Annotated in this window: 5 protein-coding genes; 2 read left to right on the top strand and 3 right to left on the bottom strand. The window is 54.1% G+C overall.

Features of this window, described 5'->3' with window-relative positions; all coding sequences use genetic code 11:
- Positions 1-77 precede the first annotated feature (77 nt).
- Both AC27K1_RS05760 and AC27K1_RS05755 read left to right on the top strand, forming a co-directional pair.
- Positions 78-1,550, top strand: a complete 1,473-nt coding sequence (locus tag AC27K1_RS05760; RefSeq protein WP_487149005.1) for a hypothetical protein — start codon at positions 78-80, stop codon at positions 1,548-1,550.
- Between the two features lies 1 nt (position 1,551).
- Positions 1,552-2,550, top strand: coding sequence for a M23 family metallopeptidase (locus AC27K1_RS05755; protein WP_487149004.1), 999 nt, complete (start codon positions 1,552-1,554; stop codon positions 2,548-2,550).
- On the opposite strand, the gene AC27K1_RS05750 is transcribed toward AC27K1_RS05755, so the two are convergent.
- From AC27K1_RS05750 to AC27K1_RS05740, 3 genes are read right to left on the bottom strand one after another with little or no spacing between them, the layout of a single operon-like run.
- The gene (locus AC27K1_RS05750; RefSeq protein ID WP_487149002.1) at positions 2,523-4,616 is read right to left on the bottom strand and encodes a peptidase domain-containing ABC transporter; all 2,094 of its coding nucleotides are present in this window, start codon (positions 4,614-4,616) and stop codon (positions 2,523-2,525) included. The two genes, AC27K1_RS05755 and AC27K1_RS05750, sit on opposite strands and share 28 nt — an antisense overlap.
- Positions 4,617-4,672: 56 nt before the next feature.
- Positions 4,673-9,475, bottom strand: coding sequence for a beta strand repeat-containing protein (locus AC27K1_RS05745; RefSeq protein WP_487149001.1), 4,803 nt, complete (start codon positions 9,473-9,475; stop codon positions 4,673-4,675).
- A complete protein-coding gene (locus tag AC27K1_RS05740; protein ID WP_487148999.1) occupies positions 9,472-23,184 on the bottom strand; it encodes a hypothetical protein in 13,713 nt (4,570 codons plus the stop codon). Before AC27K1_RS05740 ends, AC27K1_RS05745 begins: the two co-directional genes overlap by 4 nt.
- Between the last annotated feature and the right edge of the window lie 7 nt (positions 23,185-23,191).

Raw genomic sequence — 23,191 nt, 5'->3', positions numbered from 1 at the left:
GATGAATAAAGCAAAAGTAGAAAACGCCGAGGCAACTCCGGCCAGGGAAATACGCAAGCAAAAGGGTATATAGGGGCATGTCTGAGCTGCATATTGCCAACCCCAGGAAAATCGTGGGGTTTATTCAGCGGATGGCGTTTGTCGTAGCAGCCACCATCGTTTTGGTTTATTTCACCAAGGACTTCTTTGGCCCGGCGTTCATGTCCAACGTTGCCTTGAACGGCACCATTCTGTTTGTTTTCCTGCTGGGTACATTCCTTTGTTTCCTGTATGTCTTTCACCTTCGGGATGACGTGCTGGTCGTTTCCAAGCTGGACGAGATCCTCTTTGTCGATGACGAAAACGAGACGCCTCCGCCCAAGCTGAAAATGCACCTGATGCCGCCAACGATGACCCTTCTCAAGAACAATGTGGCATCCCTGGGAAGGATCAAGCTTTCGGCGCCCGCCACCAAGGCGTTGATCGACTCCCTGCAGGACAGCCTGGATGAAAAGATTGCCTTTGTACGTTACTTCACCGACCTGCTGGTCTTTATCGGACTACTCGGTACCTTCCTGGGTCTGACCATCACCATCGGCTCCATCGGCGGTATTCTCGCCGATCTGGCCCAAGGCCTCGGTGGCGATGTCGATATCATGGTCACCTTGGTAAAATTGATCAAAGGTCTGGAAGGACCACTGGGCGGGATGAGCACCGCCTTCGGTTCCTCACTGATGGGCTTGAGCACATCCATGGTGCTCGGCATCCTCCTGCTCCACCTCAACAAGGCGAGCAGCTACTTCACTTCATCCATGGAGAACTGGCTGGCCCAGCATACGGTTGAGCACATTATTGGCAGCGGCGTTCCCGGTAACGGGGAGAGTTCAGGCAGTTCAGCCCCCGCTGCCGACAACGGCCAACTGGGGCAGATCGCAGAGCAGCTCCACACCATCTCCGGCATCTTGCAGAAAATCTCTGACAAAGGCTCTATCAGTGATGGTCAGTGGCGGGAGCTGACTGATCTGATCAGTCACAACCATCAGGAGCTGTCTGAACAAACCACCCAGATGTCAGACACCGTGAAGCAGGTCGGCAGCCACATTGAAACCATGACAGAGCTTCAGTCCAGCCAGCTGAATCAGGCAGAACTGCAGCTGAAAGAAGCAGAAAAACTGCGCCAGCTGTTCACCACCCAGACCAATGCCAGCGTCGAAGCCCTGGGCGCAGTCAAGGAGAGCAAGCACCGGTTGGTACAGATTGTCACTGCCCTGCTCAATGAGCAGAAAACCCTGCACAGAAGCCAGGTGAAAACTACGGAACAGGTCACCGGTCTGAAAGACACGCTCAAAGAAAAAGTGGTTACCTCAACCAAAGAACTCAAGGTGGTGTCTGATCAGGTCAAGGACTATTCCGGGAAAGTTGAAGACTGTTCAGAGCAGATAGAATCACTTTCTGAGAAAGTAGAGACAGAAAGCCAGTCAAACCAGGTTCGTCAATCGCGGCTGGAAAAGATGTTCAAAGTATTAACCAAAGCTGTCACCGACCTGAAAAGCAAGTTAAAAGACCGCTAAGATGGCTCCATTACGTTGGCGATTCCTCTTGTTATTCAGTCTCGCAACAGGTCCCAGCGTAGCGGAAACGCCATCATTCATCTTTCCCGTCGACTGTGACTATGGCGTTGAGTGCTTTATCCAGAATTATGTGGATACCGATCCCTCGACTGCTTACCGTGATTACCAGTGTCACCATCAAACTTACAATGGTCATTCCGGTACGGATATCCGCCTGATAAACCTCCCGCAAATGGCATCCGGTGTCGCCGTTCTGGCTGCAGCGGAAGGTGAAGTCGTCGCTATTCGGGAGGGTGTTGAGGATATCTATCTCAATCCCGAAAAACGGGCTCAGCTTGAAGCCATCGGGCTGGGCAATGCAGTAATTCTGAAGCACCCGGACGGTTGGTTAACCCTGTATGGACACATGAAAAAAGGCAGTCTGAAAGTATCGATGGGCGATTGGGTTGAGCAGGGACAGGTTCTCGGGGATATAGGGCTATCAGGCCTGACTGCATTTCCTCATGTGCATTTTCAGGTGAAACATCAGGATCAGACGATTGATCCCTTCACCGGTACCACTATGAACGAGGATTGTGGAAATACCGGGAACGCTCTCTGGCATCCCTCCCTTCTTGAACAACTCACTTACTTTCAAGGATCCTTGCTGGATCATGGCTTCAGTGGTCAGCGGCCACCTGACTATCAGGCGATAGAATCCGGCACATTCAACCAGGGCGCTGGAAAGGACAGCCCACACCTGTTCTTTTGGGTACGATTGATCGGCCTCAGCTCGGGAGATCAAGCCACGCTGCGCCTGATTGCCCCAGATGGACAACTTCTCAAGAAACACACCTTCCCCGCCATGACTCGCAGCAAGGCACAGCAGTTCTATTACATCGGCATGAAAAACCCGGCTGGTCAACCGGGTCACTGGCAGGGACAATTGACGCTTCAGCGGTCAGGTTTACCAATCATGGAAAAAACCTTTTCCTACATGGTAGAAGCCACGGGTCGCTGAGTCAGCTCAGCCAGCACCCGGTTACGGCTACCATCAGCAATAATACGCCCCTCGGCCATCACAATAATGCGATCCACCAGCTGTAGCAGGTTATGCCGATGGGTAATGAGGATCAGCGTCTGGTGCTCCTTCAGCATGTTAGGTAATCGCTGGCAGAACAGGGTTTCACTGTAATTATCATAAGCACTGGTTGGTTCATCCAGCATCAACAAGCGCCCGTGCCGTAGCAGCGCACGGGAGAGACACAGTGCTTGCTTCTGCCCACCCGACAGATTGCTCCCACGCTCCTGAATCGGGTGGCTGTAGCCCTTGGAACACTGTCGGACAAAGCCATCAAAGCAGGCGGCATGACAGGCTTCATCCAGTTTCTCTGTGGTCGCCGAACTTTTCCCGAGCATCAGGTTACTTTTGAGCGTTCCCCTGAACAACGAAGGCTTCTGGGGGGCCACTGCACAATGACTGCGATACTGATCCAGATTCAGATGGTTAAGATTGTGGCCATCAATCAGGATATTGCCTTCTGTGGGTTCCACCAGTCCCTGAATCAATCGAATCAGCGTGCTCTTGCCGGAACCGGATGCGCCCAGTATCGCGACCCGCTCGCCCGGTTTGATACTGAAGCTGATATCCTTCAATACCTCAGGTTCTGACGGTTCAAAGCGATAGGAAACCTTATCGAATTCAATATGCCCCTTCAGCGTAGGCACATTGAGTTTGTCATTACTGTCATCCTCACCTGTCAGCCCCAGCAGTTCATTGATCTCCTTGAGCGCCTTGATGGAGAAACTTAGCCGGTTGACCGCCATAGCCAGGTTCATTAACGGGGCAATGGCACGGCTGCCGAGAATAATGCAGGCAAACAGGGTGCCCGGCGAAATACTGCCGCTGTAGATCTGGAACACACCCAACACCAGCATACCGATGACCACACACTGGGTAGCGCTCATCACCAACGTATTCAGCAGCACATTGGATTGTTTGCTCGCCAGAGAAGCACCCGCCGTGTTGGTCACCAGGGAACGCCAGCGCGCCAGTGCTTTTCGGCGGGCCCCGAGTGTTTTGATGGCTTCCAGTTCTGAGCTGACTTCGTACAAATAGGCAGTCCTGGCGTTATTGGCCTGGGTCAGCTGGCTGGCATAACGGCGTGTCCGACGATAGCTATAAATCGTGACGGGTATCAGACACAGTGCAATCCCCAGGGGAATCAGCGCCATTACACCGGCAATCAAGGCAATCACAAGGGTAAACAGAATAAAAAACGGAACGTCCAGCAAAGACAGCAATACCGTTCCGGACAGGAACTCCTTCACCCGGGCGAAGTTTTCTACCGCATGGGTAATCCGGCCGGGCGAGTCGGGCAATGCGCTTTGTTTCAGTTGAATCAGGCGCGCCAGGATGAACTGTTCACTGCGTTTTTCAATGATCCGGCAGGCATCATCGACAAAATAGCTGCGCAGCCAGCGCAGGATGAAATCAAATACCACCACGCCCGCCATGCCAATACTGAGCGTCAGCAGAGTATCCGTGGCAAAGGTCGGAATCAGTTTGTCAAAGACCATGTTGGTGAACAGAGGCAGCGACAGTGTCAGCAGGTTGACCATCACCGTTGCCAGCAACACCTGTGCATAGTGTGGCCAGAGTTCGTCCATCTGTGACCGGAACCAGGCCGGCATGAGGGAACGGTATTTCTGCTTCTCGGCGCCACCTTCCTGAAACCGGTAAATCACACCGGAATACACCGCTTCCAGACGTTCCAGCGGCATCCAGATGCCCTTGTTATGCTTGCCCGAGGCAACAAAGCATTCACCCTCACGGTAATCCGTGATGATCATGAAGTGCTTTTTCTTCAGCTGGACAATACAGGGAAAGTCGTCTTCTGACAGGTCAATGAGTTTCCTTCGACTTTTTATCGCGCTAAGGCCGCAATAGCTGGCCGCCCGCTCCAGACAGCGCAGATCAAAATCCTGGCCATCCCGAATCAGTGCTTCGATATCTTCATTGACTACATCCGCCCCGAGATAATGGCAGATAGCGAGGAAACTCTCTTTCAGTGTGAATTTGAGCATAACAGGCGCTGCAATCCATTGTCTGTGCGCCCTCTGAACCGGCTTGTCTGAACAAATCAGAGGAAGTTAACGGTTATTGTGTTGCCACTGCTGTCAGTATAAACATCCTGGTTGACGTTGTTCACGACGTTGTCGTAATCATTCACGGTGATGCCGTCGGTACCGTTGTCAACATCAATGGTCAGGCTGTTGCTACCCGTAATGGCGCTGACATCATTCATGGAGATAGTGATGGTATCGGCATTTCCACCGGTGAAATCAATTTTTTCCATGTTGTCGATGAGATTGGTATAGGAACTGAGATTGAAGGTTTCCCCCTCATCCAGATTGAGGATGTCATTATTCGCTCCACCATCCATCCGGGTGGAGCTATTCTGCAGGGCTGCCAGGTTGGTGTTGAGAATATCGTCGCCAGCACCACCGATTAGCTGGTCGGCCGCAAACCCCGTCAGGGTGTCGTTACCGGCATTGCCTTCCAGTACGTTGGCAATGGTGCTGTGGGCTGTCAGGGTATCGCCTATCAGGGTGGAATTGGAGCCCAGTACATTCTCAATACTGTTGAGAGTATCGGTATTGCCACCACCATCCGTCCCGCTGCCAGTCTGCAGGTTCACGGTGACACCGTTGGTATCATTACTGTAATCCGCAGTATCCGTATCATCACCACCATTGAGGGTATCATCGCCGAGGCCGCCATCCAGAATATCGTTGCCGGTACCGCCATTAAGCGTGTCATCGCCATTATGGCCACGAAGCGTATCGGCACCCTGGCCACTGGTTAGCACATTGTTGGCATTATCGCCGATCAGGGTGTCATTTCCGTGATCCGTGTTGACATTTTCGAAACCCTTGACCCTGTCAGTACCGGTATTGGTGCCACCACCGTAACTCTTGTTAACGGTGATATAACCCTGTGCATCCGGAGTTAAAGAGAGATCTACCGTGATATCGTCCGGTGTATCGCCCGGTCCTGTAACATTACCCACCATGTCCAGCGTGTCACCCAAAGCCGTATTGGACCCTCCATCGAGCGTATCACTGCCGAACCCGCCATGGATCAAATCATCACCGGCATCGCCGTTGATCGTATCGTTGTCCTGATTGCCGTTGATGGTGTCATTGCCAGTGCCACCATTAAGGGTGTCAGCCCCTGCGCCGCCCTGGATGTTGTCATTTCCACCACCGCCATCGATGGTGTTGGCTTCACCATCACCACGCAGAATATCACCCGCAGCAACATCAGAACCGATGATGTTTTCAATATCTGTCAGCATATCCGTGGATCCGCCGCCATCCTGGGCGAAGTTGGATGACAGATCGACAATCACAATACCGTTATCCTGACTGTAATCGACCGTATCACCAGCGGAGCCTTCGGCACCACCATTGAGCATATCCCAGCCTGCACCACCGCGGAGCGTATCATCACCCGCTCCCCCCTGCAGTATATTAGCGACATCATTACCGATTAACGTGTCCTGGCCAGATGTGCCTGTGGCATTCTCCATGTTTCTCAGGATATCCGTACCATTGGTCTTGGTCGCAGAGCCGTCACCGGTATTCACCAGCGTCACTGTGACACCACCGCTGATGGTGGAGTAATCGACGGTGTCAGTGTCAGCCCCCCCATCCAGCGTGTCATTCCCGGCACTACCAAAGAACGTATCGTTGTTACCATGCCCTTCAAAACTGTTATTGCTGCCATCACCCGTCATGGAATCGATACCATTGGTACCGATGATATTTTCAATATTACGGACGGTATCTGTATTCCCCCCCTTGGAGACCGAACCGTCAGACGCACCATTCAGGGTGACGGTCAGGCCGCTGGAGTTAGTGCTGTAATTGAGGGTGTCACTGCCGCTGCCGCCATCAATGGTATCGGTTCCGGCGCTTGAGTGGATGGTATCGTTCTGGGCACCCGCATTAATGACGTTATCTTTATCATCACCGGTGATGGTATCGACGCCATCCGTGGCTGTGATGTTTTCGATATTGCGGAGCGTATCCGTAAAGGTGCCATCATTGACCGTTCCGATACCGCTGCCATTAAGCACTACGGTGATCCCTGAATTGGCATGCCCGCTGTAATCGGCGGTATCCGTATCAGCGCCGCCATCCAGCGTGTCTGTACCAAGACCGGCTTTCAACGTGTCATTGCCACCAAGGCCTGTCAGGGTGTTATTGGCACTATCACCGGTGATTGAATCGGCATTACTGGTGCCTATCACATTCTCGATATTCTTAAGGGTATCGGTATCACTGCCATGGGTTGCTGAACCGTTGGACGCACCATTAAGCGTGACGGTTATGCCAGTACCCGAGCCATTGAAATGTGCCGAGTTGTAATCGACCGTATCGCTATCACCGCCACCATCCAGGGTATCACTGCCATCGGTTGCATAAAGGGTGTCGCTGCCGGTGCCCGCGTCAATCGTATTATTGGCCGTGCTTCCCGTCAGAGTATCTCCTTGATTACTGCCAACAATATTTTCAATATTATTCAGGGTATCGCTGCCCTGGTCCGTACTGCTCCCCGTCTGGCCTGCGAGATTGACAGTAACAGCCCCTGTGGCATCACTGTAATCCACGGTGTCACCCAGGCTGCTGTGATCACCACCATTCAGTACATCATCACCCGCTCCCCCTTTCAGGGTATCGTCACCGTTATTGCCATCCAGGTTATTGGCGCCACTGTCACCAATCAGCGTATCGTTCGAGAAACTGCCGATAACGTTTTCAATTTCATAAATACTGTCATTACCTTCCCCCGTGGCACTGTTGGTTGACAGGTTGACGGTAACAGCACTGGCATCTGCATAGGTGACTGTATCATCACCTTCACCACCATAGAGGGTATCGTCGCCACCATTGCCTTCCAGTATATCTGCCCCCCCATCACCATAGAGGGTATCACTGCCATTCCCGCCTGAAAGACGGTCTGCAGCACCACCGCCACGCAACGTATTGTTCGCAGCATTACCGGTAATATTGTCAGCCTTTGCACCACCGGTGACATGTTCAATACGTATGATCGTACTGTCGGATGAACCATAGCCATCCTGTACCGCTTCGCCATCACCCAGGTCCAGGTTGATGGTATGGGTGGCGGTGCTCAGATCAAGCAGATCATTATCACCACTGCCGCCATCAATGTTGTCATCACCCTGGCCGCCGTTCAGCGTGTCGTCATTATCGCCGCCGTCCAGGGTATCGTTGCCGGCACCGCCATTGATGGTGTCATCACCGCCATTACCCGTCAGGGTATTCGCGTCACCATTACCGGTCAGTACATCGTCACCACTGCCGGTCACGGCACTTTCGATACCTGAGAGATTGTCAGTGACTGCACTGACTGTTGCAGTCTGTGACGCAGAAGCGAGATCCACGGTGACCGCGGCAGTCTCACTGGCATAGTCAACGGTATCGTTATCCCCGGCCTGCTCACCCCCGTCGAGGGTATCCGCACCCGCACCACCGGTAAGATAATCATTACCATTACCCCCTTCCAGATGATCAGCACCGCCACCACCGGAAAGGATATCATCACCACCATTACCTATAAGGTGGTTGGCATTGGCATCACCGGTGAGATCATCAATCTGGGCACCACCACGAATATTTTCGATATTGCTGAGGGTATCACTGGAGCCTTCACCATCCTGGGCATTGGTGCCAACGGTATCACTGAGGTCGGCTACAACATTACCGGCGACACTGCTGTAATCCGCCCAGTCTTCTGTACCCGCGCCGCCGTTCAGGATGTCATCCCCGGCACCGCCAATCAGCGTGTCATCACCGGCATCCCCATTGAGGGTATCGTCTTCGGTACCACCGGTCAGGGTGTCATTATTATCACCACCATTCAGTGTGTCCGCCCCCGCACCACCGTCGAGATCGTCATCACCGGCATCGCCGTTGAGTTCATCCCCACCGGCGTCGCCTCTCAGGGTGTCGTTGCCATTTCCTCCATGGAGGAAGTCACCATCATCACCACCCTCAAGCGTATCCGCCTCATCACCCCCTTCAAGGGTATCAACACCTTCATCACCGAATAACTGATCCTGCCCTCCATCACCACGCAGCGTATCGTTGTTTTCTTCACCGCGCAGGATATCGTTTTCCGATCCCCCTTCGAGGATGTCATCTCCGGCTCCCCCCTCCAGGGTATCCTGCCCGGCATCGCCATACAGCCGGTCATTGTTTTCATTACCGAGGAGGGTGTCGTTGCCGCCGTTACCATGGAATTCATCCACGCCCGTGCTACCAGTCAGCACATTCACGCCGGTTGTGCCGGTTACAACACCACCATTGCCGCCCAGGGTGACATTTTCGATAAAGGTGATACTGCTGTCGCTGGTGCCATAGCCATCGTTGGCCGCCATATTGCTGCTGAGATCGATATCTACTGCCTGCGTTGCGCCGGTCAGCAGCAGGGTATCGGTTCCGCCACCGCCATTAATCGAATCATTACCCGCGCCACCATCAATGGTGTCGTCATTGTTCTCGCCCCAGAGCGTATCATCGTCGGCTCCCCCAAGGAGGGTGTCATTCCCATCGCCGCCTCTGAGGAAGTCCTCTCCCTGGCCACCTGAGAGGGAGTCATCAGCTTCATTGCCCTCAATGGTGTCGTTGTCGGCACCGCCGTCGATGGTATCCACACCACCACCGCCAATCAGGGTGTCATCACCGGCATTACCGTTCAGGGTGTCAGCACCGTCGCCCCCCTCAAACCGGTTGTTGTCGGTATTTCCGGTAATACTGTCATTACCGCTGGTGCCAATAATGTTTTCTATTTCATTAAGGGTGTCCTGTCCGCCCTCACCATCGTTGCTGACATGGTTACTACCCAGCGTCATATCAACGGTGATAGCGCCCTTGCCACTGTAATCAACCGTATCGCCGTTGATCGATTCAGTACCACCATCCAGCGTATCGTTACCGGTACCACCGTAAGCGTGTCATCACCGGCATCACCGTTCAGTGTGTCATTGCCGGCATCACCATAAAGCGTATCGTCATCATTACCACCATTGATGGTATCGCCATCGCCGTCGCCATGAATGGTGTCAGCACCTGCATCACCGTTAAGAATGTCGGCACCGGCACCACCATTCACGGTATCTGCCTCACCACCGGCATTGATGGTATCCACACCACCATTACCATTGATGGTGTTGACCTCATCATTACCGGTCAGCGTATCGCTGCCAGACGTACCATTGATGTTTTCAATGCCTTCCAGTGTATCCGTATCGGTGCCATCAAACGCTGTGCCATTACCACCGGCGCCCAGTGTGACAGTGACACTGCTGCCATGGGTACTGTAATCCACGGTATCGCCGACACTGCCATGGGTCCCGCCCTTCAGGGTGTCAGAACCAGCTTCACCATAAAGTGTGTCATCACCACCCTGGCCATCGAGGATATTGACTTCCGCGGTACCGATCAGGGTATCGTTGCCGGAGCCACCGTTGGCTGATTCAAAGTTGGCAATAATATCCGTGCCACGACCCACATCCACAACGCTGGAGGCGCCCAGATCAATGGTCAGACCTGCAGTGGTATCAGAGTAATCGAGGGTATCGTTGTCGTTGGTGCTTTCACCACCATCCATGGTATCGCTGCCATCGCCCCCCTGGAGGGTGTCATTGCCTTCATCACCATTGAGGATATCATCGCCGCCTCGACCTTCGAGGGTGTCATTCCCGATACCGCCGTCATAGCGGTTATCGGTGTTGTCGCCGATGATGTGATCATTTCCTTCACCCAGCACCAGATCTTCAATGCTGATCAGGGTATCGACATTACCGCCGCCCAGATCCACCTGGAAGGTATCGCCGCCGGCAGACCGGTCAATCACCAGTGAACCGGTGAACGCACTGTAGTCGACCCGGTCATTGCCAAGCCCGCCATTCAGCGTATCGACCCCCAGACCACCGTCGAGAATGTCATTGCCCTCACCGCCAAACAATTCATCATCACCGCCATTCCCTGTCAGTGTGTCACTGCTGTTGCCACCTTCAATCCTGTTGGCATTGTCATCACCAGCGATGGTGTCACCATTGCTGGTACCAATCACATTCTCAATACCGACCAGAATGTCATTGGAGCCGTCACCATCATTTGAAGCGACACCTCCCAGCAGATTCACATTGACGGCACTATTGGCACTGCTGTAATCAGCCGTATCAACGGTTCCCGCATCATCACCGCCGGTTAGCGTATCAACACCACCGGCACCATAGAGGGTATCGTTACCATTACCGCCGGTCAGATGATTGCTTACCGCATCACCACGAATGGAATCATCATGTGATGTCCCTATGACCCGCTCAATGCCAATGACATCATCACGGTTCCCGAAGCCGTCATTGGTGGCTTCTTCACTGGCCAGGTCAATGGTCAAAGCACCTGTGGCGCCGCTATAGTCAGCCACATCCGCATTACTGGTATCAGTACTTTCGTTACCACCACGCAGAATATCAGCGCCATCACCGCCCTTAAGCGTATCCGCACCATCACCGCCATGGAGCACGTTGGCCAGGTCATTACCGGTTAACGTGTCATCACCACTGCTACCGGTCAGGTTTTCTATGCCTGCAAGCGTATCGGTATCGCTGGTACCCGCATCCGTCGCCGTACCACTGCCGGCGCCGCCATCAGTAAGCGTTACGGTTACGGCACTGCCATGCCCGGTGTAATCTGCCGTATCGCCGGTTCCACCACCACCATCCAGCGTATCACTACCGGCACCGCCCATCAGGGTGTCATCATCGGCATCACCAAAGAGCTGATCGACACCGCCACCACCACTCAGTACGTCATTACCCGCATTACCATGGAGAATGTTGCCGAGGTTATCCCCCGTCAGTGAATCATTATTGGAACCACCGGAAAGGTTCTCGACACTGTTCAGGGTATCTCTGCCGCCCTGGCCATCATTATTCACAGACTGGTTGGACAGGTTGATGGTAACGGCCTGCGACTCTGCACTGTAATCTGCCGTATCACTGCCAGCATCACCGAACAGGTTATCGTTGCCAGCGCCACCGGTCAGGGTGTCGTTATTGTTGCCACCACGGAGTGTGTCGATGTCGTTACCACCGTTAAGGGTGTCGTCGCCATCACCCCCTTCCAGGGTATCGGTACCACCCAGACCATTCAGTGTATCGTTCTGCAGCCCACCCTGGATAAGGTTCGCGTCACTGCTGCCGGTGAGGGTATCGGCATGGTCACCGCCAATGATGTTTTCAATAGATTGCAGGGTATCCTGTCCACCCAGCGTGTCATTCACCAGTGCAGGACTCGATAGATCAACCGTCAGCCCGGAAACTGCACTACTGTAGTCAACCGTATCAACATCGCCATTACCATTGAGGGTATCGTCACCGGCACCGCCGGCAAGCTTATCATTGCCCGCACCACCGTCGAGGATATTGTCCTGCGTATCACCGGTCAGGGTGTCATTACCCGAACCTGCTGTAATATTCTCAATATCGATATGAGTATCCTGACCACCATGTCCATCATTGTTATTGGTGTTATCCGCCAGATTGATCAGGACATCGTTCGTCTGGTAGCCATAGTCCGCCGTATCACCGCCAGCACCTTCGGCGCCACCATCCAGGGTATCGTCACCCGCATCGCCAACCAGCCGGTCATCACCCGCACCACCGGCCAGCACGTTATCTTCGCTGTTACCGGTAATGTCGTCGTTTTCATCGGTACCTGTGACATTCTCAATATCAATCAGGGTATCGATATCGGAATTACCGCTGAAAGTGACTGAACCGGTATCGCCACCCGAACCATCATCCAGATCAACCGTGAGTTCATTACCCACTACGGAACTGTAATCAACGGTATCGACGTCTGTGCCACCGTCAATGGTGTCACTACCGGAACCTTCAAAGAAGGTATCCGCACCCTCGTTACCGAACAGCTGGTCATCACTCGCGCCACCGGTGATGTTGTCATCTCCCTGGCCGCCTTCAATGCGGTTCAAGCCACCACTGCCGATCAGCGTATCGTTATGATCGCCGGACAGGATATTCTCAACTTCATTCAGGGAATCGGTCAGGACTCCGCCTTCCCGGGCCCGGTTAGTCGTGAGATTCACTTCAACATCGCCGGTGGCATCGGTGTAATCCACCGTGTCTGTACCTGAACCGCCATCGAGCGTATCCGTGCCTTCACCACCCTGCAGGCTGTCGTTCTGATCACCACCGTAGAGTTTGTCATTACCATTGCCACCGATCAGGGTATCGGTACCACTGTTGCCATAAAAATCATTGTCTTCGGCATCACCCGTTATCTGGTCATCCCCGGCGCCACCGCGAATAATTTCAATACCGTTCAGGGTATCCACACCACTCTGGCCATCGTTATTCAGCGCCTGGTTGCCGAGATTGATAACTATGTGTTGTGTGCTGGTGTTCGAAGAGTAGTCGGCAGTGTCACGGTCAGTGTTGTCGCCGCCATTCAGTGTGTCGCTGCCCGCGCCACCGGTCAGGGTGTCGTCACCCAGGCCTCCGGTCAGTACGTTAACCACGGCATTACCGGTCAGGGTATCGTTGGAATTGGTACCAATGATATTTTCAATATTGCGTAATACATCAGTATCTGCTCCGGAGATCGCGGTACCATCCCCCCCCAGTACCAGGGTTGCCTGAACAGACTGCCCGGCGCCAAGGTTACTGTAATCAACGGTATCCGTATCATCGCCACCATCAATGGTGTCGCTGCCGGAACCTTCTACGAAGGTGTCATCACCCTCACCGCCATTGAGTGTGTCATCGCCATCACCGCCCGTGATGTTATCGGTACCGGCATTCCCTGTGAGCGTATTGGCTACCGTTGTACCCACCAGTGTGTCATTACCACTGCCGGTACTGGCAGCTTCAAAGTTGCTGATGGTATCCACATCATCAGCACCCGCATTGACCTGGGTGAGATTGAGGTTAACGGTCAGGCCATTGCTGTAATCACTGTAATCCAGCGTATCGAAATCAGCGCCGCCATTCAGGGTATCGTTTCCTGCACCACCGCTGATGGTGTCATCATTGGCATCACCATTGACGGTGTCATCACCCGTGCCACCAAACAGGGTGTCGTTCTGATCACCACCGTGGAGCGTATCCGCTGCACCTTCGCCCCGGATGGTGTCAGCACCATCCAATCCTTCTATGACATTGGCAACACTGCTTCCGGTCAGGGTGTCATCATGGTTACTGCCCTTGAGGTCCTCAATACCGGTCAACGTGTCATTACCATTGGCGCCGGAGGCGGTTCCTGTCGTCAGGTTGACCGTGACACTGTCCGTGGCATCATCATAATCCGCACGATCGGTTGTGCCGCCGTCATCACCACCGATGAGTACATCGTTACCCAGGCCGCCCTTGAGGACATCATTGCCTTCACGTCCCTCCAGCCGGTTGCCCAGATTATTACCGGTCAGTGAATCACCCTGGGTACCACCAATCAGGTTCTCAATATTCTCAAGGGTATCCTGACCGCTGTCGCCATCACTGGTCGCTTCATTATCCAGCAGGCTGGCTGTCACAATACCTGTTACACCGCTGTAATCGACCGTATCGTTGCCCGCATCGCCTCTCAGCGTGTCATTTCCGCTGCCGCCACGTAACGTGTCATCATTGTCTCCCCCTTCAAGGGTGTCGGCGCCAGCTTCACCGGTGAGGTCATCATTGCCGGCACCTCCCAGTAAAGTGTCACCACCGGTGCCACCATTGAGTGTGTCATCGCCGGTGCCACCCTCCAGGGTATCTACACCGCCACCACCGGAAAGGTTATCTGCACCGCCCAAACCGGTCAGTGTGTTATTCAACGCATCACCAGTCAGACTGTCACCGTTCTGGCTACCGATGACATTCTCAATGCTATCCAGTGTGTCGCTGGAGAAATAACCGTCGTCTGACGCTTCGTTTCCCACAGCCGTTAAATCTACGGTGACACCATTCAATGCATCGGTATAGTCGGCTGTATCTGTGCCATTTCCGCCACGCAGGATATCAATGCCGGCACCACCGGTCAGGGTATCGTCATTGTCCCCGCCTTCCAGGGTATCGCCACCGGCCATGCCATTCAGGGTGTCATTGCCACCACCGCCCTGCAGCAGGTTATCTTCAGTATCTCCGGTCAGAGTGTCGCCGCTGCCGCCACCAATCAGGTTCTCAATATCAATGAGTTCATCCGTACCGCCATCGCCATCAACAGTTGCTTCAGAATCACCCAGGTTTGCCACCACCACACCGGCAGCATTACTGTAATCAGCCGTGTCGACATCGGCGCCACCGCCACCTACCAAACGGTCGTTACCGCCACCACCGGCCAGTATGTCATCCCCATCATTACCTGTGAGGACATTACGGCCACCATCACCGGTCAGGGTATCGGCACCAGTACCCCCTGTGATGTTTTCCACGTTCACCAGGGTATCCTGACCACCGTTACCATCATTATTCAGTGCCTGGTTTTGCAGATTGATCGTCACAGCAGTGGTTCTGGCGCTGTAATCGGCAGTATCCCCTGCTGATTCGCCACCCGTACCACCATTGAGGGTATCTGCCCCGTCACCGCCAACCAGCACATCATCGCCGCTTTCACCATAAAGCAGATCGACACCGCCATTGCCGGTCAGCGTATCACCGGACGATCCACCATAAAGGTCATTGGCATTGTTATCACCGGTTAATGTATCGACATGGTCACTGCCACGGAGGTTCTCAATGCTGATCAGCGTATCGGTGGCATCGCCACTGACGGAAGCCTGAGGTGTGCCAAGGGAAAGGTCTGCATTGACAGAATCGGATGCACTGCTGTAATCGGCGGTATCACCGTCCGTTTCACCGGTGGTGCCACCATTAAGCGTATCACCGCCAAGACCGCCAATCAGGATGTCATCACCACTGCCGCCCAGCAGATTGTCAGCACCGGCATTACCGTTGATGGTGTCATTGCCATTCTGGCCTTCGATGACATTGGCATTAAGATCACCGGTCAGCGTATCACCCAATCCACTGCCCTTGATGTTTTCGATATCGGTCAGGGTATCAGTATCCGCCGTGCCATCCGTGGCAGTACCGGCACCGAGATCAACGTTGACGGCACGGCCATGGCTGGTGTAATCCACCGTATCACCGTTCGTTTCACTGCCCTCACCACCATTGAGCACATCACTGCCACTGCCACCAATCAGCGTATCATCGCCATCTTCGCCATACAGTTCATCGTCTTCGGCATTGCCATACAGGGTATCGTTGTTCGCATTACCGCGTAGCACGTTCACATCGTCATCACCGGTGATGACATCAGCGTGCGTACTGCCTGTAATGTTTTCAATACTGGTCAGGGTATCGGTGTCACTGCCCACAATGACAGTATCGGTTACACCGGAAATATCGGCATTCACACTGCCCGATGCCAGGCTGTAGTCCGCCGTATCGTTCCCATCACCGCCATTCAGGGTGTCGCTGCCGATACCACCATCAAGGGTATCGCTACCATTACCACCGTTCAGGGTGTCGTCACCGGCATCGCCATAGAGGGTATCGGCGTTATTGCCACCTTCCAGGGTATCGCCGGCGCCGCCACCCCGTAATCTGTCGTCGCCATCCCCTCCTTGCAGCAGGTTAATCTCATCATCACCGGTAATCGTATCGCCACCGGCACTGCCGATAATGTTTTCGATGCTTTCCAGCGTATCGGTAGAACCTGAGCCATCGGTCGCATTGGGAGTCACTGCTGCGAGGTCAACGGTTATGCTGTTGGCATCATTGCTGTAATCAGCGGTATCCGTTCCATCGCCACCTTTGATCTGGTCAGCACCGGAGCCACCGTCAATGCTATCCGCATCATCCCCGCCTTCCAGGATGTCATCGCCACTGCCGCCGGTCAGGATATCATCGCCAGCATCCCCCCGAAGCGTATCCGCAGCCTGACCACCATTGAGGATATCGGCGCCCAAGCCGCCCTCCAGCGTGTCATCACCACCTCCGCCACTGAGGATGTCATCATCGTCATTTCCCAATAACGTATTGGCACCACCATCACCGGTGAGGGTATCGGCAAACGCGCTACCCGTGATATTTTCAATGTCAATCAGCGTATCTGTGGCATCGCCATCAACAATCGCGGTATCAGTAGAGCCGGAAAGATCCGCCGTTACAAAACCGGACGCCTCGGTATAGTCTACCGTGTCACCACCACTGCCTTCGGTGCCGCCATCCAGCGTATCAGCGCCAGCCCCACCGGCCAGGATGTCATCCTCCAGACCACCGGACAGGCTGTTAACACCGGCATCACCGGTCAGGGTATCCTTGAAGTTACTACCGATGACGTTTTCAATGTTGTTAACCTGGTCAATGGCACCACTGCCGTCAGTCGCATGATCGGACGCGGCGGAAAGATCCAGAATAACGCCCACTCCATCACTGTTGGCATCCTGATCAGTGGAGTAATCAACGGTGTCGATTCCCGTTCCGCTGCCACCATCAATGGTGTCCGCCCCTTCTCCTCCCACAATCGTGTCAGAACCGTCACCCCCTTCGAGCGTATCGGCTCCGCCACCACCGTTAAGGGTATCGTTCCCATTCATGCCTTTCAGAGTGTTGGCGTTATTATCACCGGTCAGCGCATCGTGGGAGCTACTGCCGGTAATATTCTCAATCTCTATCAGATCATCCTGCCCGGAATCACCGTCATCCGTAGCTTTATTAATGGTAAGGTTGGCGTTGACTGCATTGGCGGCCAGGGAGTAATCAGCGGTATCTCCCACGGCGGTATTCGCACCACCTTCCAGACGGTCATTCCCTGCACGGCCCTTCAGGTTGTCATCACCGGCACCGCCATAGAGATCATTGGCATTTCCATCCCCGGTCAGGAAGTCATCGTTGCCACTGCCACGAAGGTTATCAATATCGACGAAGGTATCCTGACCACTGTCGCCATCATCCGTTGCCATGCCATCGGTCAGGTTCGCGGTAACCGCGCCTGCTGCATTGGTATAATCTACGGTGTTTTCATCACTGCCATCACTGCCACCACGGAACGTGTCATCCCCCTGTCCCCCGGAGAATGTGTCGCTTCCCAGCCCACCGGACAGTTCATTATTTTCTGCGTTACCCGTAAGCGTATCGTCGCCATTACTGCCGATGACATTCTCAATGCCACTGAGCGTATCCGAGAAACCGAAACCATCTGCTGACGCTGTACCGGTCTGCAGATTAACGTTCACAAAGAGATTGCTGGAGCTGTAATCCGCAGTATCGATGTCATCACCGCCGATCAGCTCATCCGCGCCCTGGCCACCCACCAGGATGTCATCTCCTGCGCCGCCATCCAGCCGGTTTTCATTGGCATCCCCGGTCAGCTGATCCGCCCCGGAACCACCGTTGACGTTTTCAATACCAATTAATGTGTCAGAACCACCGGTGCCATCTGTTGCCTGAGGTGCGGAAGCCGAAAGGTCGACGGTGACATTACCGGTCTCATCACTGTAATCCGCGGTATCTTCCAGACCTGCGCCGCCATCCAGCGTATCATCGCCTGCGCCGCCTTTAAGGATGTCATCACCAACCTGGCCTTCCAGCGTATCGTCTTCGGCACCACCGCTCAGGGTATCTGCACCGTCACCGCCCTGAAGCAGGTTCGCCTGATCATTACCCGTTATCGTATCAGCACCCTGACTGCCGATAACATTTTCAATACTGAACAGTGAGTCAGTCGTACCGGAACCATCAATGGCCGTGGCGGGCGTCATACCCGCTTCAACGGAAAGATCGACGGTGACACCCGCCAGGCCATCCTGGCTGTAATCAGCGGTATCAATGCCTGATCCACCCTGCAGGGTATCGGCACCATCACCGCCTCTCAGCGTATCGTTTTCACCACCACCATCAAGCGTGTCCGCACCATCTTCACCGGAGAGGAAATCGTCGCCTAATCCGCCCTGCAGATTGTTGACGCTGTTGTTACCGGTCAGGGAATCATCGTGATCACTGCCTATGACATTTTCGATATTAAGCAGTGTGTCCTGGTCACCATTGCCATCCGTCGAAATGCCATCAAGGTCAATCGTGACCGCACCATTATCCAGACTGTAATCTGCGGTATCACCATTAGTCTCGCCAGTCGTACCGCCATCGAGGGTATCAGCGCCATCACCGCCCCGAAGAATATCATCACCACCGCCACCACTCAGGTTGTTGGCTGAATCACTGCCGGTCAGGGTATCGTTCAGCGCACCACCGATAGCATTTTCAATACTGCTCAGGGTTTCAGTAATGCTTCCTTCCGTTGCCTGGTCGGCGGAAAGATCAACAGTGACGACTTCTATCGTTTGATAGCTGTAATCAACCGTGTCATTACCACCACCACCAGTTAATGTATCCTGCCCGGCTCCGCCAGAGAGCCTGTCATCATTGCTACCACCGATGAGGGTGTCATCGCCATCGCGCCCAGTAAGGATATCGTTTCCGCTCCCACCTCTGATGGTCTGAGCATTACTGTCACCACTGATGGTGTCACTACCAGAGCCGCCAATGAATTCTTCTATACCGGTTAAAGTATCTATGCCGCCCTGGCCGTCGTTGTTGATACCCTGATTTTCCAGATCGATGGTGACATTAGTGGTTTGGGCGGAATAATCCACCACATCCGTGCTGGCGTCATCACCACCGATAATCACATCATTACCGGCACCTCCGGTGAAAGTATCACCGCCATCACCGCCGTTAAGTGTATTGTTATCTGCATCACCAATTAGTGTGTCGCCACGGGTTGATCCGATGACATTTTCGATATCTTCCAGCGTATCAACATCGGTTGTGGCATCGGTTGCATTGCCAGCATCAAGGTCAACCGTTATGGCACGCAGGTGGGCACTGTAATCGACAGTGTCCCCATTGGTTTCAAGGTTCTCACCTCCACGCAGGGTATCACTGCCTTCTCCTCCCCTGAGCGTATCGTCCCCATCGCCACCTTCGAGAACATCATCACCATCATTACCAGATAATGTGTCAGTACCACTGCCGCCTTGCAGGGTATTGGCAATACTGTTGCCGATCAGAGAATCATCGCCGGTACCACCAATCAGGTTTTCGATGCTTTCCAGGGTATCCGTTGCATCACCGGACACGATTGCCTGGGGGCTGACAGCAGACAGATCAGCATCCACATCGCCAATCGCATCACTGTAATCAGCGGTATCGTTATCCAAACCACCACGCAGTGTATCGGCACCCAATCCCCCTTTGAGGGTGTCATCGCCATCCCCGCCATCCAGCGTGTCATCACCGGCACCACCGTCAAGGCTATCAGCGCCGGCCTGTCCTTCCAGGGTATCTGCACCGCCATTACCGATCAGGGTATCGGTCAGTGTTCCACCGCGCAGGAGATTATTCTGATTGTCACCAGTCAGGCTGTTACCCAGGTCACCGCCCCAGATATTTTCTATACCGGTCAGTGAATCCGGTGCATCCCCCGTGACAATGGCGGTCGGTGATCCAACCGACAGATCTATGGTGACGGCCCCGCCAGCAGAGGTATAGTCAGCGGTATCACCGCCGGCATTATTATCGCCCCCTTCCAGTGTGTCACCGCCAAGACCGCCGGCCAGAATGTCATCACCGTCCCCGCCTCTCAGGACATTGGCATTGCCATCACCCGTCAGGGTATCGCCGGCAGTACCACCGGTGACATTTTCAATACTGTCGAGGACATCAGTTACAACACCATTTTCCGTCACCTTGTTATTAGTGAGAGAAAGGTTGACCGTCACAACCTCAGTGTTATTGCTGTAATCCGCAGTATCATTGCCGGCACCGCCATTGAGGGTATCGCTGCCAGCACCGCCGTCCAGAATATCGTTTTCGGCACCACCATTGAGAGTGTCATCGCCATCATTTCCCCGTAGGGTATCTACACCACCGTTACCGGTAAGGACATTAACCTCATCATCACCTGTCAGCAGGTCATCACTTCCGGTGCCGTTTACATTTTCAATATCAATCAGGGTATCTGTCGCAAGACCGCCCTCTTTCACCTGATTACTGCCAGCGGAAAGATTCACTTCGATACCACTGGTATTAAGGCTGTAATCCGCCGTATCGCCACCCGCACCGTGGCTGCCACCATTGAGGGTATCTGCGCCGGTAGATGAGCCAACACCACCGATCAGCACATCATCACCGGCGTTACCGGTCAGCACATTATTCCCGTTGTCACCGGTCAGGGTGTCATCACCAGCACCTGCGGTGACGTTCTCGATATCCTCAAGCGTATCCGTAGCCCCAAACTGGTCGGTAGCAGTGCTGCTACTCAGGTTGATTGTCAGATCCTGACCGACGGTGGCTGCACTGTAATCCGCGGTATCACCATTGGTTTCAGCGCCTTCACCACCATTCAGGGTGTCGTTACCATCTCCGCCGATCAGGGTGTCATCACCCTCCATGCCTTTCAGGGTGTTGGCGCTTGCATCGCCCGTCAGGCTGTCAGCGTCATTGGTTCCGGTGAGGTTCTCAATGTTAAGCAGGGTATCACTGCCACCCAGGCTGTCAGTGGCGGTGCCATCGGCAAGATTCGCGGTTACCCCTACGCTGCCGGTATCACTGAAGTCAACCGTATCACCCAGGGTTTCATCGGTTTCACCACCATCCAGTATGTCGTCACCACCACCGCCGGTGAGCGTATCGTCCCCATCTCCACCGGTCAGTTGATTGCCTACAGTGCCACTGTCTGACCCGATCAGGGTATCGTCACCCGCACCGCCAATCACATTTTCGACAGCTATATACGTATCAACTCCACCCAGCCCATCACTGCCTGATCCTGTCTTCAGGTTGGCACTGATATCAACAAGACTGTCTGCATAACTGGCCGTATCGACATCATCACCGCCATTAAATGTGTCATTACCACTGCCACCAATCAGCGTGTCATTACCAGCCCCCCCCAGCAGGGTATCATTGCCGCCTTCACCCCGAAGAGTATCGGCATCGCCGCCACCGCTCAGGGTATTGACGTTGTTATCACCAGTAATGTCATCGTCCCAGTTGGTGCCAATAACATTTTCTATTCCTGTTAACGTATCTGTGTCTGAAGTGCTGTCTGTTGCTGAACCACTTCCGCTTCCAGTGTCCAGATCAACCGTAATTTTTCTCAGGTGAGTACTGTAATCTGCAGTATCCCCATTGGATTCGCCGTTGTTACCGCCCGTTAATGTGTCGCTGCCCTCACCACCACGCAGGGTGTCATCACCATCACCACCTTCCAGGGTATCTGCATTGCCTAAACCAGACAGCGTGTCATTACCATCACCACCCTGTAACGTATTGACCGCGCTGCTACCGGTCAGGGTGTCGCCTGCACTACCGCCGATGAGATTCTCAATACTGTCCAATGTATCGGTGGCATCACCTGCAACGATGGCTTGTGGGGAAGCCGCCGACAGATTTGCCGTTACCACAGTGGTGGCGTCACTGTAATCCGCCGTATCCTCATCCGCACCACCGCGCAGGATATCCGCACCAGTGCCACCCTTAAGAATGTCATTGCCATCCCCACCGTCGAGGGTATCTGCATTCGCGCCACCGTCCAGGGTATCGGCGCCGCCGCTGCCTTCCAGGGTATCCTCACCCGCATTACCGATCAGGGTGTCATCCTGGCCGCCACCACGCAGGGTGTTCGCCACATTGTTACCGGTCAGCGTGTTAGCGTGGCCGCTGGCGCCATCAATATTCTCTATGTTGGACAATGTGTCTGAAGCTTCACCAACGATAAGTGCCTGTGGCGAAGCGACAGACAGATCAACGGTGACGTCACCTGTCGCATCCGTGTAATCAACAGTGTCACCTACAGCGGTATTGCTGCCACCATCCAGGTCATCGGCCCCCAAGCCACCTTTCAGGGTGTCATCACCGGCACCACCATCAAGAACGTTAACAGCATCATCGCCAGTCAACGTGTCGTTTCCACTGCCACCGGTGACGTTCTCAATACTGGTCAATGTATCAGTCAGTACACCACCTTCCATGGCCCGCACCGTGTCCGCCGACAGATCAACCACCACCTCATCGGTGTTATCGCTGTAATCCGCCCTATCGGTGCCGGTACCGCCATTCAGCGTGTCTGAACCGGCTCCCCCACTGAGGACATCGTTGTCATTGCCACCGTTGAGAGTGTCGGCTCCATGATTACCACTTAAAACATCATCGCCACCGCCACCCGACAGGACATTAGCCGAGGTATTGCCAGTCAACGTATCGTCGGCGACTGACCCAATGACATTTTCAATATCAATCAGGGTATCCGTCAAAACACCCGCTTCACGAACCTGATCACTCGTGACAGAAAGATCAACCGAAACCCATGCACTGTTCTGGCTGTAGTCCACCGTGTCGCCGTTGGCGCCATGGGCCCCGCCGTCCAGCGTGTCTGCGCCGGTGGTCGCACCGGTGCCACCCATCAGGGTGTCGTCACCGCCACCGCCGGTCAGCTGGTTGTTACTGCTGTCGCCGGTCAGGATGTCGTCACCACCACCGCCGATCACGTTCTCA

The sequence above is a fragment of the Kistimonas ophiarachnellae genome (assembly GCF_057552235.1).
Note: the sequence above shows the minus strand (reverse complement) of the source record. Positions and strands in the feature narration are given on the sequence as shown.

Excerpts from the sequence above, each read along its gene's own strand:
- AC27K1_RS05760 (WP_487149005.1), top strand. The coding sequence starts at position 78 with ATGTCTGAGCTGCATATTGCCAACCCCAGGAAAATCGTGGGGTTTATT.
- AC27K1_RS05755 (WP_487149004.1), top strand. The coding sequence starts at position 1,552 with ATGGCTCCATTACGTTGGCGATTCCTCTTGTTATTCAGTCTCGCAACA.
- AC27K1_RS05750 (WP_487149002.1), bottom strand. The coding sequence starts at position 4,616 with ATGCTCAAATTCACACTGAAAGAGAGTTTCCTCGCTATCTGCCATTAT.
- AC27K1_RS05745 (WP_487149001.1), bottom strand. The coding sequence starts at position 9,475 with ATGACGCTGGGTAGTAACCATGTCAGCAACGATGGTGAGGGCGGACAG.